Here is a 14,445-nt window from a genome sequence, read left to right as displayed (position 1 = left end):
GGGTCTTCAGCCCGGGGCTGTGACGATCCCAGCATGGAGCCGAGAAGATCCGATTTTGTCCGTATGGCGAGCAAGGTCCCGGAAGTCACCGTCTTCTTCTGGATCATCAAGGTGCTCGCCACCACCGTCGGCGAGACCGCCGCCGATCTGCTGAACTTCAACCTGGGCCTGGGCCTCGCCGGCACGACGATCGCGATGTTCGTCGTCCTCGCCGTGGCGATGGTGCTGCAGTACCGCGCGCCGAAGTACATCCCGTGGCGCTACTGGCTCGTCGTCATCCTCGTCAGCATCGCCGGCACCCTGATCACCGACAACCTCACTGACGCCCTCGGCGTGCCGCTCGAGGCGACGACGACCGTGTTCGCGGTGGCGCTCGCCGTCGTGTTCTTCTGGTGGTACCGCAGCGAAAGGACCCTGTCGATCCACTCGATCACGACCCGGCGCCGGGAGACCTTCTACTGGGCCGCGATCCTGGTCACCTTCGCCCTCGGCACCGCCGCCGGGGACCTGCTGGCCGAGCGCCTGAGCCTGGGTTATCTGCTGTCTGCCGCGCTGTTCGCGACCGTCATCGCGTTCATCGGCCTCTTCTACGGCCTGCGCGTGCTCGGCGGGGTGTTCGCGTTCTGGGCGGCGTACGTGCTCACCCGCCCGCTCGGCGCGTCCCTCGGCGACTGGGTCGCCCAGCCCGCCGACTCCGGCGGGCTGAACCTCGGCACCGTCGGCCCGAGCGTCGCATGCCTGCTCGCCGTGGTCGTCCTGGTGGGGTATCTGAGCTTCTCCCGCCGCGACCAGATCACCACCGAGGACTTCTCGGCCCCGGCGTAGCCGGCCCGTCCCCCAGCGCCTCAGCGCGCTTTCAGTTTCGAACCGACAGTCTGGCGCGCATGCGTTCGACTTCGTCGCCGGGTGCCGTCGTTGCCGGCGAACCCGCACACCCCGCCGTCCGGAACCGGCTCGCCAAGGTGCCGCAGGTGACGGCCCTGTTCTGGGTCATCAAGGTCCTGACCACCGGCATGGGTGAGACGGCCTCGGACTTCCTCGCGCACACCATCGCGCCGCCGGTGGCGGTCGGGCTCGGTGGTCTCGGCTTCGCCGCCGCGCTGGTCCTGCAGTTCCGGGTGCGCCGCTACCTGGCCGGTGTCTACTGGCTCGCCGTGATCATGGTGAGCGTCTTCGGCACGATGGCCGCCGACGTGCTCCACGTCGGCCTGGGCGTGCCGTACCTGGTCTCCACCGTCGGCTTCGCGATCGCGCTCGCCGCGATCCTGGTCGTCTGGTACGCCAGCGAACGCACGCTGTCCATCCACAGCATCACCACACCGCGCCGGGAGTGCTTCTACTGGGCCACCGTGCTGGCCACGTTCGCGCTGGGCACCGCGGCCGGCGACCTCACCGCCATGACGTTCGGCTGGGGCTACCTGCTGTCCGGCGTCATCTTCGCCGTCGCGATCGCGGTGCCGGCGCTCGCCTTCCGCATCGGCAGGCTCAATGCGGTGGCCGCGTTCTGGGCCGCGTATGTGATCACCCGCCCGCTCGGCGCCTCGTTCGCGGACTGGATGGGGGTCTCGCACGAGCGCGGCGGCCTCGGTCTGGGCACCGGGCCGGTGACCGCGGCCTGGGCGGTGCTCATCGTCGTCCTGGTCGGATACCTGGCCGTGACACGCGCCGACACCGAACCCACCGCTTTCAGCGGGCGTTCAGGACGATAGTTCTACGTTTGCACCGATTTCTGAGGAAACGACATCCGTAGTGCAGTCGTGAGGGAGAGCTGTGTCCATTACCGCCAGCAGGCCGGTGCGTTCACGCGGGTGGCTGACCAAGGTGCCCGCGATCACCGCCACGTTCTGGGTCATCAAGGTGCTGTCCACGACGATCGGCGAGACGCTCGCGGACTACCTGAACGTCAACGTCGGCCTCGGCCCCGCCGTGACCGACGGGATCATGCTCGCCTTCCTCGTGGGCGCGCTGATCATGCAGTTCCGGACCCGCGCCTACACCCCATGGATCTACTGGCTGTGCGTGGTGCTGGTGAGCATCGTCGGCACCCAGATCACCGACTTCTTCACCGACACTCTGGGCGTGCCGCTCGCCGTCAGCACCGCGGTCTTCGCGGTCATTCTCGCCGCGGTCTTCACAATTTGGTACCGCCAGGAGCGCACCCTCGCGATCGCCTCCATCAACACGCCCCGCCGCGAGGCCTTCTACTGGGCCGCGATCCTGACCACGTTCGCGCTCGGCACCGCCGCCGGCGACTTCGCCACCGAGGCCCTCAACCTCGGCTTCCGCAACGGCGCACTCGTCTTCGGCGGTCTGATTCTGGCCACCTGGATCGCGTTGCGCCTCGGCGCCGGCCAGGTGCTCACGTTCTGGATCGCCTACGTGCTCACCCGCCCGCTCGGCGCCTCGCTCGGCGACCTGCTCACCCAGGACAAGGACCTCGGCGGGCTGGCCCTGGGCGCGAGCGCCACCAGCGTGCTGTTCCTGGTCGCGATCGTCGTGCTCGTCGTGCGCGAGCAGGTGCTGGTGAGCCGGCACGGCGTCGCCGAGAAGGGCGCCGGCCCGAACGGCGGACGCGGCCGGGACTACGCGTGGGCCGGTGCCGCGGCCCTGGCCGTCGTCATCGCCGGCTTCGGGCTCAGCCTGGCGCAGGGATCGCCGCAGACCACGGACACTCAGGCCGACGTGGCCCAGGACACGGTCACGGCAAGCGCGTCGGGCGGCTCGGCCGTGGCGCAGCCGGTACACCCGACGACCAAGCTGGGCAACCTCGGCAAGTTCGCGGTGATCGTCTCCGACGTGCAGACCAAGGTCACGCAGCACGACCTCGCCGGGGCCAAGACCCGCGTCAAGGACCTCGAGGTCGCCTGGGACGACGCCGAGGCCGGACTCAAGCCGCGCGACGCCGCCAAGTGGCACCAGCTCGACGGCCAGATCGACGCCGTGCTCACGGCGCTGCGCGCGGCGAGCCCCGCGCAGGCCGACTGCGCCTCTGCCGTCGGCACGCTGATGAACACGCTGAACAAGTTCGACGGAGTCTGACGGCGGACCGGGCGCCGCCGGTCAGGTCCGGCCTGAACGATGCGTACCGCGCGGCAATGCCTGAACGTCGCCCGTGGATGACGCCAGGGCCGGTGAGGTTCTCACGCAATTCTTAAGCGGTTCGGGGTGACGCTCTCCGCATCGCCGCCGAGAATGACCGAGGCCCCGTCCGCTGTTGACGTCGGCGGCTCGTCCGCGGTTGCGCGTGGCATCCCTGCCCGTAACCGTCGCTGGGTACTGGAGAGGAATCATGGACGACGTTCGTATTGACGTGTCCGGGCTGCGCAAGCAGTACGGCGACGTCGTTGCGGTGGACGGCCTGTCGTTCACCGTCGAGCCCGGCCGGGTGACCGGGTTCCTCGGCCCGAACGGGGCCGGCAAGACGACCACACTGCGCATGCTGCTCGGCCTCGTCACGCCGACCGCCGGCTCGGCCACCATCGGCGGCCTTCGCTACACCGACCTCGCCGAGCCGACGCGGATCGTGGGCGCGGTCCTGGAGGCGTCCTCGGCGCACAAGGGCCGCACCGGCCGCAACCACCTCCGGGCGTGCTGCATCACCGCCGGTCTGCCCCGTGCCCGGGCCGATGCGGTGCTCGACCTGGTCGGGCTGCTACCCGCCGCCGATCGCAGCTTCAAGGGCTACTCGCTCGGCATGCGCCAGCGGCTCGGGATCGCCACCGCCATGCTCGGCGACCCGCGGGTGCTGATCCTCGACGAGCCCGCCAACGGCCTGGACCCCGAAGGCATCCGCTGGATGCGGGAACTGCTGCAGGGACTGGCCGCCGAAGGCCGCACGGTGCTGGTCTCCAGCCATCTGCTGTCGGAGATGCAGGCCCTGGCCGACGACGTCGTGATCGTCGCGGCCGGGAAGCTGATGCGGCAGGGGCCGGTCGCCGAGGTGCTCAGCTCGGTCGGCGGCGACGCCCGCGTGCATGCGCGCACCCCCGAGCCGGACAAGCTCAGCATCGCGCTGCGGCAGTTCGGCGGCACGGTCACCCCGGAGGGACCGAACCGGCTGTGCGTCACCGGGATGGCCGCCGAGGCCGTCGGCGACGCCGCGCTCGCGGCCGGGATCGCGCTGCATCAGCTCACCACCGAGCAACCCGACCTCGAGGACGTGTTTCTCGACCTGACCCAGGCGAAGGCGGCCATCCGATGACGCGACTCGTCCGCGCGGAGCTGTTCAAGCTGCGCACGACCAGCCTGTGGTGGCTCTTCGCCGGCGCCACGCTGATCAGCACCGCCGTCATGCTCGCCGTGAACCTCGTGCAGGCCCACGAGCTGCTCCAGCCGTTCGACAAGTTCGTGGCGCTGCACGCGCACGGCCGCAACGTGGCGCAGATGCCGCCGGAGTTCCTCAACCGGCTGCGCGGCGAGTGGGAGCTGGGCCACAGCGCGGTCACCCAGGCCGCCACGATCTTCACCGCGGGGCAGCTCATCGGGGTGCTGCTGGCCTGCCTGCTCGGCATCGTGCTCATCACCAGCGAGTTCCACCAGCAGACCGCGACCACCACGTTCCTGTTCACCCCGCACCGCGGCGCGGTCATCGCGGCCAAGCTCGTCACCGCCGTCATCGTCGCGGCCGCGTCCTGGCTCGCCTCCACCGTGCTCGCGCTCGTCGTCGGCGCGATCTTCCTCGGCAGCGAGGGCTACGGCACCCAGCTGGGCCAGTGGGGCGTCGTCCGCGCGATCCTGCTCAACCTCGCCGCCTACGCCATCTGGGCCGTGTTCGGCGTCGGCTTCGGTGCGCTCATCCGCAGCCAGCTCGCCGCGACCGTCGCCGCGACCGTGCTGTACCTCGTCGGCGCCGCCGCCGCGAGCGGCGTGTTCGACCTGCTCTACACCTACGTCATCAAGCAGGACTGGATTCTCACCGCCCAGGTGATCGTCCCCTCCGTGGCATCCACGGTCATGATCTCGCCGACGAAGACCTTCGACCAGAGCCCGGCCCAGTGGGTCGGCGCCGCGGTCCTGCTCGGATACGGCGTCGTGACCGCACTGGCCGGCACGCGGCTGCTCCGGACCCGCGACATCTCCTGAAGGGTGATACCCGGCCGGATTCCGCAGTACGCGGCGTCCGGCCGCTCGGCTCCGCATAGCGTAACTCCTACAAGTTGTAGGTGAACGCGCGAGTCGACCACGGGGGTCGTGTGCGGACCGTGATGAAGAAGCTCCCCGAGATCACACTGGCGTTCTGGGTCATGAAGGTCGCGGCGACCACGCTCGGGGAGACCGCCGGGGATCTGTTCTCGCAGACGCTGAAGCTCGGCTATTTTCTGAGCACGGTGTCGCTGTTCGCCATCTTCGTCGTGACGCTGGTGGTGCAGCTGCGCTCCAGGCGGTACAACCCCATGTTTTATTGGTTGGTCATCCTCAGCACCAGCATGGCCGGCACCACCATGTCGGACTTCATGAACCGCGACGCCAGCGCCAAGTATCTGAGCAACGGGGACAGCACCCTCGGCTGGGGACCGCAGGGCCTCGGGATCGGCTACCCCGCCGGCGCGGCCATCCTCACGTCACTGCTGGTGGCGGTATTCCTGGTGTGGCGAGCGACGCGGCTGCCGTTCGACATCAACAGGATCGGCACCTTCCGCGGCGAGGCGCTGTTCTGGACCGCCATCCTCGTCTCCAACACCCTGGGCACCTCGATGGGCGACTTCCTGTCGGACAGCTCCGGCCTCGGCTACCTCGGCGGCGCAATCCTGATCACCGGCGTCCTGGCCGTCCTGGCCGCCGCGACCCGCATCCGCTGGGTACCGAACGTGCTCATCTTCTGGCTGGCGTTCGTGCTCACCCGCCCGCTGGGCGCCACGGTCGGCGACTTCTTCACCAAGCCCGTCGCCAAGGGCGGGCTCGGCCTGGGCACATACGGTGCTTCTGCGGTACTGCTGGCCGTCCTCGGCGCGCTGATGGTCTGGTCCGCGGCGCACGAACGGCGCCGACAGGTCGCCACCGCGCCCGGCTGAGGCAATGGGCCGGCCACGCCGGCACCCTCACGACGGTGCTCCGCGATCTGTGACCAGCCCGTTGAGGTGGGCGTACACCACGGCATGGATCCGGTCCCGCAGCCCGAGCTTGGCCAGGATCCGGGACACGTGGGTCTTCACGGTCTCGTCGCCGACGTGCAGGCGCCGGGCGATCTCGGCGTTGCTGTGCGCCTCGGCCAGCAGCAGCAACACCTCCCGTTCACGGCCGGTCAGCCGGGCCAGCTCCGGCGGCTCCGGCGGCGGGGCCAGACTGGTCGCGAAGCGGCTGATGTGCCGCCGGGTCACGGACGGATCGATGAGCGCGTCGCCGCGGGCCGCGACCCGCGCTCGGCGCATTCCTCGGCTGGCGCTTCGCCGGCATGTTGCGCGGTGACACCGAGCCTGTTGCCCCATTGGTACCCGCTGTGACCGTCGAAGGACTGCACCCATGACCGCTCGCCTGCTCGCCGCCGTGGCGGTCGTCGCCGCGCTCGTGCTCGGCCCGGCCACCCCGGCCCTGGCCTATCAGCCCGTCAACATCGTGCACACCGAACACGTCGAGGCCGGCCCCTACGCGCTGACCATCGGCTTCTCGGTGTGGCCGCTGCGCGCGCAGCGCTCCCTCGACTGGGTCTTCATCCCCGACGGCGGGATCGCCGGCAAGTCCGGGACGCTGTCGCTGGCCGGCCCGGACGTGCCGGCGGACGAGGCGCATCAACCGCTGGTCCGCCACCCGCGACGGCTCGACGTGTGGGGCCTGGACGTCAAGTCCCTCGACAGTCCCGGCGCCTACACGTTCACGTTCGACGTCGACGGGCCGCAGGGCCACGGCACCGGCGCGCTGCGCGGCCTCGCGGTCCTCGACCAGCCTGGCCCGCCGTCCGCACTGAGCTGGGCGGTGTGCGCGATACCGCTCGCGGCACTGATCGCGTTCCTGGTCATCGCCTGGCGCCGGGACCGTCCGTCACGGCGACTCCTGCCGCTACCGGGCTGATCGTGTACGACGGCGGCCGGGTGCGGTCCATTGTGGACCGCTCCGGGTCGCCGCCGGTCCGTCAGGCGTTCACCGGCGCCGGTCTGCGCACCAGCGGCAGCAGGAAGAGGACCAGGACCGGCACTCCATAAGCGATCCAGACGACGGTCTCCAGCACCGAGGGCTGGGGTGTGAAGTTGAACAGGCCGCGCAGCAGCTCCGCGTACCACGAGGTCGGCGGCAGCACGCCGGTCAGATCGAACGCGTAGTCGGTCCGGCCCGGCAGGACGTTGGCCTCCTGCAGATCGTGCACCCCGTACTTGAAGATCCCGGCGGCCACCAGCACCAGCAGCGCACCCGTCCAGGTGAAGAACTTCGTCAGATTGATCCGCAGCGCGCTGGCGTACAGCAGCCAGCCCAGCACGACCGAGGTGGCCACGCCGAGCGAGATGCCGACGATCGGCTGCCAGGTGTCGGCGCCCTGGGCCGCGGCGAAGAACAGGATCGACGTCTCCAGGCCCTCGCGGGCCACGGCCAGGAAGGCCATCGCGGCCACCGCGAACGGCCCGACCTCGATCGCGTCCTCGAGCTTGCCGCGCAGCTCCTTCGCCAGCTGCCGGGCCATCCGCCGCATCCAGAAGATCATGAAGGTCACGAAGACGACGGCGATCAGCGAGGCGATCCCGTCCACCAGTTCCCGGTTCGGGCCGGACAGGTACGCCGTCCCGGCCTGCAGGAGCGCGGCCACCAGGATCGCGAGCAGCGCCGCGGTGGACACGCCGGCCCACGCCCAGCGCAGCAGGTGCTGCCGGCCGCTCTTCACCAGGAATGCGACCAGGATCGAGACCACAAGGGTGATCTCGAGGCCCTCACGCAGGCCGATCAGGTAGATGGCGGTCATGCCGTGCTCCGCAGGTCAGCCGGGCCTTACTTAGGTCAGCGTTACCTTAGACGATTCCGCACAACTGCACCACCTACAGCATGTAGGAAAACATTCAGCGCACATTCAGGTGTGGCGTGTGGCAGTTTTGACGGCACGGTCGCGACGGCTCGCGGCGGCGACCGTCACGACCGCGCCGAGCGCTGGCCCAGCCCTCCTCGACCGCCAGAGTGCCGCCGTGCGCGGTCACGATGTCGCGAGCGATCGGCAGCCCGAGGGCCGTCCCGCCGCCGGCCCGCTGCTCGTCGGCGCGGGCACCGCGCTCGCGGCGGCCAGAGCATGCGCACCGGCGCACCGCTCGCCACGGTCGTGCTGGCGGCGACGCTCGCGCAAACTGGCCGAGCCCGGCGAGGACTCGGCCCGGATCACGGCGGTCCGCGGCCGCGGCTCCCGTTACGAGACGGCGTTGCCGCGGCCGGCAGCGGGCCGAGACGGATTCCTGTCCGCGGCTACTGGGCTCGTGAGCGAGCGCGAGCGCGGAGGAGCTCGATCGCGATCGGCACCACCGACAGCACCACGATGCCGATGAGGATGAGCTCGATGTTGTCGCGCACGAAGGCGATCTGGCCGAGGAAGTAGCCGAGGATCGTCACGCCGCAGGACCACAGGACGCCGCCGATCACGTTGTACAGCACGAACGTGCGGTAGTGCATGTGGCTCGCGCCCGCGACGATCGGGGTGAACGTGCGCACGATCGGCACGAAGCGCGCGAGCACGATCGAGCGCGCACCGTACTTGTCGAAGAACTCCTGCGCCCTGGTCAGGTTCGACTGCTTGAACAGCCGCGCGTCGGGGCGGCGGAACAGGGCCGGGCCGACGCGGCGGCCGAAGATGTAGCCGACCTGGTCGCCGGCGATCGCCGCGATCGACACGAGCAGGCACACGAGCCACAGGGGCTGGTGCAGGTAGGTGCCGGAGGCGACCAGCAGGCCGGTGGTGAACAGCAGGGAGTCGCCGGGCAGGAAGAACCCGATCAGCAGGCCCGACTCGGCGAAGACGATCGCGAGGATGCCGATCAGGCCGAACGTCGAGATGAGGTACTGCGGATCCAGAAAATGCACGAGGGGACCAATCTGTTATCGGTGGGCGACGGCAGCAGGAACGGCACTGACGGGTTCGGCGAGTGCGTTGACGACGGCCGCGAGGCGCTGGACCTGAGCCGGTTGCAGGGTGTCGTACCGCACGAAGCCCCCGCCCTGCCGATACTGCGCGAGCTCGGTGTCCACCGCGGCGAACTTGTCGTCCAGGTGGGCGTCGTAGGCGGGCTTGAGCGCGGCGATCACGGCCCGGCAGCCCTCGACGTTGGCGGCGAAGTCCCACAGGTCGGTGTGCGAGTAGCGGTCCTCCTCGCCGGTGACCTTCTTCGTGGCCACCTCGTCGAGGAGGCTCTTGGCCCCGTTGGCGATCTCCAGGGCGGTGAGCGTGACGCCGTTGAGGCGCGTGCGCAGCTCGGTGACGTCGGCGAGCAACTGGTCCGCGACGCCGGCGACGGCGGCCAGGTCCGCGCCGCTCCACAGTTGCTGCTCGATGCGGTGGTACCCAGTCCAGGCGACGCCGGGGTCGAGGTCGCCGTCGCGGGCGTCGATCTTCGGGTCGAGGTCGCCGAAGCTCTCCGCGACGGTCTCGATCCGCTCGTAGGGTGCGCGGGCGGGCGCGTAGAGTGCCTGGGCCTTCGCCCTATCGCCGGACTTCACGGCGGCCACGAACGCGGTGGTCTGGTCCACGAATGCGGCCGCCTGCTGCCGCACGTAGTCCTGATAGGTTGCCGCGGCCGCCGCGAGCGCCGGGTCGGCCGAGGGGGCACTGGAGGTACCACCGCCGGATCCTGTGACGGTGAACGCGCCGCGAATGCCGGTGCCCGTCATGCCGGGCCGGCACGAGGTGGTGTATGTGCCGACGGGCAGGTCGACGTGCAGGCTGCGGCTGACGCCCGGCGCGATGTTCTCGACCTCGCCGACGACGCGGTCGCCGGCCGCGTACACGTAGAACTCGGTGACCTTGGCGCCCTGGTTGCGCACGTCGAAGACCCGCGGCCCGGCGGTGGCGTGGTCGGTGCTGAGCCGGCATTCCGTGTCGGTGGCCGTGACGGCGACAGTCCCGGCGTCGGCCGCCGGGGCCGCCGCGCCGCAGGCAGAGACGAGCACCGCGAACGCGGCGAGCACGACGACACCGTGCGCGCGCGGCCGCGGTGCGGCGTGCGCGGGCCGGCAGAACACCGCCGTCATGACCATCGCGAACGCGAGCCACGCGCCGGCCTCGAGCACGGTCGAACGCGTGGTCAGGCCGACGGTGCCGGTCAGCAGGGTCGCGTACCAGGAGCCCGGGTCGGCGCCGAGGTCGAACGCGACACGGCCGGCGCCGGGCAGGGCGCCCGCGTGCTGCAGCCCGTGCACGCCGTGTGTCAGCAGGCCCGCCGCCATCGGGATGAGCATCGTTCCGGTGTAGGTCAGGAGGCGACGGGGATCGGTCCCGGCGGTGGCGGTCGATGCGACCCAGCCGAGTCCGACCGCAGCGGCCGCACCGATGACCGACGTGACGCTCGCCCCCGTGCTCAGCGCGGCGAGGAATGCGATCGCGGCCACCGCCCAGCCGCTGACGCCCAGCGCGTCCTCGAGCCGGCCGGTGGGCTCGCCTCGCAACGTCCGCACGGTCCGGCGCATCCACAGGATCAGCACGGCGATAGCCGCGACGGCCGCGAGCGACGCGATCGCCTCGAACAGCTCCGGCCGTCCGCGGGCCGCTACCCAGGCCGCCGCCGACGCCGGGATGGCACTGAGGAGACCGAATCCGACGGCCGGCAGCCGGTCACGGCGCCCGGTCCTACTCAGGAACGTCATCAGGGTCGCGACGACGATCGGTCCGGCGAAATACACGGCGGAAACCATCCTCCGACACGTTGTAGGTCATGTTCGATGGAACATTACCCATCCATTCCTGAAAGAACCTTGAGTGGCGTCGCCTGCGCGGCCGCACCGAGCGGCGGGAGGCCGTAGGCGTCCTCGATGGTCCGCAGGATGGCGTAGTGGTCGACGCGCCCGACCCGGTCGCCGGGCCGCACGCCGGCGCCGAGCACCACGGTCGGGATGTGGTTGCCGTCCGTGCCGTTGTCCTCATCGAACGTGAGGATCAGCAGGCTGTTGTGCGTCTCGGCCCAGTCCGCGTACGAGCCGAGCGTACGCCGCAGCCAGGCATCGGCGTCGCCCTTCGGGCAGTCGTGCATGTCGTGACACAGGTCCGGCACGACGAAGGCGACCGTCGGCAGCCGGTCCCAGTTGCGGGGCAGGTCGGTCAGCGGCCGGTTCAGCCCGGGCGGCACGTTGGCGAAGTCGACCCAGGGGTTGTGCCTGCGCACGTAGGTGCCGCTGGAGCAGCCCGCGTACCCGGCGAACGGCAGCGCCTCGGCGTAGCCGGTGAAGGTCAGGCCGGCGTCGAGCAGCTGGCGGCCGAGGTTCGGGGCGTCGAAGGTGCGCCGGATGCACGTGTTGTCGGTCACGCCCTGGGTGGAGCCGGAGAACAGCGCGAGGTAGTTCGGCTGGCTCGGGTGCGTCTCGCCGTAGGCGTCGGTGAAGTTGGCGCCCCGCCGGGCCAGCGAGGAGATGTAGGGCGTCCGCGGGTGGCCGATGACGGAGTCGTACCGCTTGTTCTCCATCACCACCACCACGACGTGGTCCGGCCGCGGCGCGGGGGACGCCAGGGCAACCGGAGCGGCGAGCAGGGGCAGCGCGGCAGCGATCAGCAATGTGGTCATTCGCATACCTACATCTTGTCGGACTCCCTGCAAAAGGGATGAACCGGACACGCCGAAAGCGTATTCAGGCTGCTTTCAGCAGCGCCTTCCCACCATTCGCCGCATGAATCAGCCCATTGCGGTGGTGTCCGCAAGCTTCGGGTCCGGCCACGACGGCGTGGCCGCGGAGCTGACCCGGCGCCTGACTTCACGCGGCTTCGACGTCCGGCGCCACGACTTCGTCGACCTGGTGCCGGGGCACCTCGGCCGGCTGCTGCGCGAGGGGTACCACCGGCAGCTCACCACCGCCCCGCGCACCTGGGGCTGGCTGCTCGCCGCGGCCGGCGCGGGCTCGGCGACCGCGGCCCGCATGACGGCCCTGGCCGACCGGGCACTGCTGGAGGCGATCGGCGACGCCTCCGCCGTCGTGTCCACCTATCCGCTCGCGAGCCAGGCCCTCGGCCGCCTGCGCGCGCAGCACCGCATCGCCGCGCCCGTCTGCACGTACCTCACCGACCTCTCGGTCCATCCACTGTGGATCCACCCCGGCGTCGATGTCCACATCGGACTCCACGACGACGTGGCGCGCCACGCGAAGGAGCTCGGCGCCGCGGACGTCCGCGTCACCGCCCCGGCCGTCGCCCCCGGCTTCGCCCCAGCGCCCCGGGCCGGCGGCCGGCCGCGCGCCCTCATCGTCGCCGGAGCCTGGGGCGTCGGCGCGATCGAACGCGCGGCCACCGACATCGCGGCCACCGGCGTGGCGACCCCGGTCGTCGTGTGTGGCCGCAACGAGCGGCTCCGCGGGCGCATCCAGCGCCGCGGCGACGCGATCGCGCTCGGCTGGGTCGACGACATGCCCGCGCTCATGCGCACCTGCCACGTCGTGGTCCAGAACGCGGGCGGCCTCTCCTCCCTCGAGGCGCTCACCGCCGGACTGCCGGTGCTCACCTACCGCTGCATCCCCGGCCACGGCCGCACCAACGCCGAGGTCCTCGACCGCATCGGCTGGGTGCCGTGGATCCGCGACCGCGCCGGGCTCGCCGCCGGGCTGCGCCGCGCCCTGCACGGCCCGGAGCGCTTCTCCCCGGCCCCGGCCCAGGCCGAGGACGTCATCGCGGAGCTGGCCGCATGAGACCGTCCACAGTGGAGTTCGCGGCGACGCTCGCCCCGCCGCTGACCGCGATCATGCCGCTGCGGCGCGCCTACATGCCGCACCTCGCGGGCATCGGCCGGCCCGGCCACGTCGCGCTCACCTTCGACGACGGCCCCGACCGCCGCTCCACCCCGCACATCCTGCGCATCCTGCGCGAGCACGACGTGCGGGCGACGTTCTTCCTGCTCGGCTCGATGCTCGCCGAGGACCCGCAACTGGGCCGCGAGCTCGTCGACGCCGGCCACGAGGTCGCCGTCCACGGCTGGCACCACCGGCTGCTGCTGCGCCGCGGCCCCGCCGCGACCGACCTCGACATCGCCCGCGCCCGGATGCTCATCGCGAACGTCACCGGCCGGTCGCCGCGCTGGTACCGCCCGCCGTACGGCGTGTTCACCCTCGCCGCCCTGCGCGCCTGCCGCCGCCTCGGGCTCACCCCTGTGCTGTGGACCGCGTGGGGCCGCGACTGGGAGGCCGGCGCCACCCCTGACTCGATCGTGCGCACGGTCACCCGGCGGCTGTCCGGCGGCGGCACGGTACTGCTGCATGACACCGACGTCACCTCCGCCCCCGGCTCCTGGCAGCGCACCGCCGCCGCCCTCCCCGAACTGCTCGACTGGGCCCGCGAGCGCGGCCTGAGCGTCGGCCCGCTCGCCGAGCACACGGCGGCGACGCGATGACCTGGCTCGTGACCGGCGGGGCCGGATACATCGGCGCGCACGTCACCGCCGCGCTGCTGACGGCCGGCGAGCCGGTCGTGATCCTCGACGACCTGTCCACCGGAGACGCCCGCCGCGTCCCCGCCGGCGTGCCGTTCCTGCTCGGCGACGCCGGCGACCCGGCCACGGTCCGCGACGTGCTGCACCGGCACTGCATCACCGGCGTCATGCACCTGGCCGGCAGCAAGTCGGTCCCGGACTCGTGGGAAAAGCCGCAGTGGTACCACCGGCAGAACGTCACGGTCGTCGAGACGGTCCTCGGCGCCATGGCCGAAGCGGGCGTGACCCGGCTGGTCTTCTCGTCCTCGGCCGCCGTCTACGGACTGCCCGGCTCGGACAGCGTCGCCGAGGACGCCCCGGCCCGGCCCCTCAACCCGTACGGCCACAGCAAGCTCGACGCCGAACGCGCCGTCGCCAACTCCCCCGGCGTCTCCTGGATCGCCCTGCGCTACTTCAACGCCGTCGGCGCGGGCGCCCCGCACCTCGCCGACCACGGCACCACGAACCTGCTCCCCCGCGTCCTGCACGCCGCCCGCACCGGCGAACCGCTCACCGTGACCGGCACTGACCTGCCGACACCGGACGGCACCGCGATCCGCGACTACGTGCACGTCGCCGACATCGCCGCCGCGCACCTGGCCGCCGGGGCCGCGGTCACGACGGGCCGCCGCGCCCGCGTCTACAACGCCGGCACCGGCACGGGGCACTCGGTCCTCGACGTGATCCACGCGGCCGAACGCATGACCGCCGCATCGGTACCGAGGCTCGCCGGCCCGCCCCGCCCCGGCGACCCGGCCGCGGTCGTCGCCGACGTGCGCCGCATCGAGGCCGAGCTCGGCTGGCGGGCCAGGCACACCCTCGACGACGCCGTGCGCTCCGCCTGGCTCGGCGTTCCCTCGAACTCGGGGTGACGGACGCCAACCTT

14 protein-coding genes and 1 pseudogene are annotated in these 14,445 nt (G+C 71.3%); 10 read left to right on the top strand and 5 right to left on the bottom strand.

The features are described 5' to 3' along the window. The first annotated feature begins 63 nt into the window (after nucleotides 1-63). The 6 genes from ABT369_RS05980 (at nucleotide 64) to ABT369_RS05955 (ending at nucleotide 6,011) form a co-directional block, all read left to right on the top strand. Nucleotides 64-825: a COG4705 family protein gene (locus ABT369_RS05980; protein WP_350610563.1), complete on the top strand. Its 762-nt coding sequence runs from the start codon at nucleotides 64-66 to the stop codon at nucleotides 823-825. Nucleotides 826-971: 146 nt separating this feature from the next. After that, complete coding sequence (locus tag ABT369_RS05975; RefSeq protein WP_350610562.1) at nucleotides 972-1,709, top strand: COG4705 family protein; 738 nt, start codon at nucleotides 972-974, stop codon at nucleotides 1,707-1,709. Between the two features lie 85 nt (nucleotides 1,710-1,794). Continuing rightward, nucleotides 1,795-3,039: a COG4705 family protein gene (locus ABT369_RS05970; RefSeq protein WP_350610561.1), complete on the top strand. Its 1,245-nt coding sequence runs from the start codon at nucleotides 1,795-1,797 to the stop codon at nucleotides 3,037-3,039. A 250-nt stretch (nucleotides 3,040-3,289) separates the two neighbouring features. Next, nucleotides 3,290-4,201: an ABC transporter ATP-binding protein gene (locus ABT369_RS05965; RefSeq protein WP_350610560.1), complete on the top strand. Its 912-nt coding sequence runs from the start codon at nucleotides 3,290-3,292 to the stop codon at nucleotides 4,199-4,201. Continuing rightward, nucleotides 4,198-5,082: an ABC transporter permease gene (locus ABT369_RS05960; protein ID WP_350610559.1), complete on the top strand. Its 885-nt coding sequence runs from the start codon at nucleotides 4,198-4,200 to the stop codon at nucleotides 5,080-5,082. The genes ABT369_RS05965 and ABT369_RS05960 overlap by 4 nt, the downstream gene beginning before the upstream one ends. Nucleotides 5,083-5,192: 110 nt before the next feature. Beyond that, nucleotides 5,193-6,011 carry a COG4705 family protein gene (locus tag ABT369_RS05955; protein ID WP_350610558.1) on the top strand — a complete coding sequence of 273 codons (819 nt, stop codon included), beginning with the start codon at nucleotides 5,193-5,195 and terminating at the stop codon, nucleotides 6,009-6,011. A 27-nt stretch (nucleotides 6,012-6,038) separates the two neighbouring features. Here ABT369_RS05955 and ABT369_RS05950 read toward each other — a convergent pair. Continuing rightward, nucleotides 6,039-6,356 (bottom strand): annotated as a pseudogene (locus ABT369_RS05950) (response regulator transcription factor); the annotation flags it as partial. Between the two features lie 103 nt (nucleotides 6,357-6,459). Here ABT369_RS05950 and ABT369_RS05945 point away from each other — a divergent pair. Continuing rightward, nucleotides 6,460-7,005, top strand: coding sequence for a hypothetical protein (locus ABT369_RS05945; protein ID WP_350610557.1), 546 nt, complete (start codon nucleotides 6,460-6,462; stop codon nucleotides 7,003-7,005). A gap of 61 nt (nucleotides 7,006-7,066) precedes the next feature. On the opposite strand, the gene efeU is transcribed toward ABT369_RS05945, so the two are convergent. From efeU to ABT369_RS05920, 4 genes are all read right to left on the bottom strand, one after another. Further along, nucleotides 7,067-7,885, bottom strand: coding sequence for an iron uptake transporter permease EfeU (gene efeU, locus ABT369_RS05940; protein WP_350610556.1), 819 nt, complete (start codon nucleotides 7,883-7,885; stop codon nucleotides 7,067-7,069). Between the two features lie 488 nt (nucleotides 7,886-8,373). Further along, the gene (locus tag ABT369_RS05930; protein ID WP_497985607.1) at nucleotides 8,374-8,985 is read right to left on the bottom strand and encodes a DedA family protein; all 612 of its coding nucleotides are present in this window, start codon (nucleotides 8,983-8,985) and stop codon (nucleotides 8,374-8,376) included. Between the two features lie 15 nt (nucleotides 8,986-9,000). Further along, nucleotides 9,001-10,809 carry an iron uptake system protein EfeO gene (gene efeO, locus ABT369_RS05925; protein WP_350610555.1) on the bottom strand — a complete coding sequence of 603 codons (1,809 nt, stop codon included), beginning with the start codon at nucleotides 10,807-10,809 and terminating at the stop codon, nucleotides 9,001-9,003. Nucleotides 10,810-10,844: 35 nt separating this feature from the next. Then, complete coding sequence (locus ABT369_RS05920; protein ID WP_350610554.1) at nucleotides 10,845-11,672, bottom strand: alkaline phosphatase family protein; 828 nt, start codon at nucleotides 11,670-11,672, stop codon at nucleotides 10,845-10,847. 103 nt (nucleotides 11,673-11,775) lie between these two features. Here ABT369_RS05920 and ABT369_RS05915 point away from each other — a divergent pair, with 103 nt between their 5' ends. The 3 genes from ABT369_RS05915 to galE are packed head-to-tail and all read left to right on the top strand — an operon-like array spanning nucleotide 11,776 to nucleotide 14,431. Further along, entirely contained in the window at nucleotides 11,776-12,783 is a 1,008-nt protein-coding gene (locus tag ABT369_RS05915; protein WP_350610553.1) for an MGDG synthase family glycosyltransferase, read from the top strand. Continuing rightward, nucleotides 12,780-13,481, top strand: a complete 702-nt coding sequence (locus ABT369_RS05910; RefSeq protein WP_350610552.1) for a polysaccharide deacetylase family protein — start codon at nucleotides 12,780-12,782, stop codon at nucleotides 13,479-13,481. Before ABT369_RS05915 ends, ABT369_RS05910 begins: the two co-directional genes overlap by 4 nt. Further along, nucleotides 13,478-14,431, top strand: a complete 954-nt coding sequence (gene galE / locus ABT369_RS05905; protein ID WP_350610551.1) for a UDP-glucose 4-epimerase GalE — start codon at nucleotides 13,478-13,480, stop codon at nucleotides 14,429-14,431. Before ABT369_RS05910 ends, galE begins: the two co-directional genes overlap by 4 nt. The last annotated feature ends 14 nt before the right edge of the window (nucleotides 14,432-14,445 follow it).

Origin of the sequence: Dactylosporangium sp. NPDC000244, from assembly GCF_040300725.1 — a bacterium.
In the GTDB taxonomy this organism is placed as follows: domain Bacteria; phylum Actinomycetota; class Actinomycetes; order Mycobacteriales; family Micromonosporaceae; genus Dactylosporangium.
The sequence above is the reverse complement of the archived record's forward strand: the minus strand, read 5'-3'. Positions and strand labels throughout refer to the sequence as shown.

Bases quoted from the DNA above. Each gene is read 5' to 3' on its own strand.
- ABT369_RS05965 (WP_350610560.1), top strand. From the start codon at position 3,290: ATGGACGACGTTCGTATTGACGTGTCCGGGCTGCGCAAGCAGTACGGC.
- efeU (WP_350610556.1), bottom strand. From the start codon at position 7,885: ATGACCGCCATCTACCTGATCGGCCTGCGTGAGGGCCTCGAGATCACC.
- ABT369_RS05915 (WP_350610553.1), top strand. From the start codon at position 11,776: ATGAATCAGCCCATTGCGGTGGTGTCCGCAAGCTTCGGGTCCGGCCAC.
- efeO (WP_350610555.1), bottom strand. From the start codon at position 10,809: ATGGTTTCCGCCGTGTATTTCGCCGGACCGATCGTCGTCGCGACCCTG.
- ABT369_RS05910 (WP_350610552.1), top strand. From the start codon at position 12,780: ATGAGACCGTCCACAGTGGAGTTCGCGGCGACGCTCGCCCCGCCGCTG.
- galE (WP_350610551.1), top strand. From the start codon at position 13,478: ATGACCTGGCTCGTGACCGGCGGGGCCGGATACATCGGCGCGCACGTC.
- ABT369_RS05920 (WP_350610554.1), bottom strand. From the start codon at position 11,672: ATGACCACATTGCTGATCGCTGCCGCGCTGCCCCTGCTCGCCGCTCCG.
- ABT369_RS05945 (WP_350610557.1), top strand. From the start codon at position 6,460: ATGACCGCTCGCCTGCTCGCCGCCGTGGCGGTCGTCGCCGCGCTCGTG.
- ABT369_RS05960 (WP_350610559.1), top strand. From the start codon at position 4,198: ATGACGCGACTCGTCCGCGCGGAGCTGTTCAAGCTGCGCACGACCAGC.
- ABT369_RS05980 (WP_350610563.1), top strand. From the start codon at position 64: ATGGCGAGCAAGGTCCCGGAAGTCACCGTCTTCTTCTGGATCATCAAG.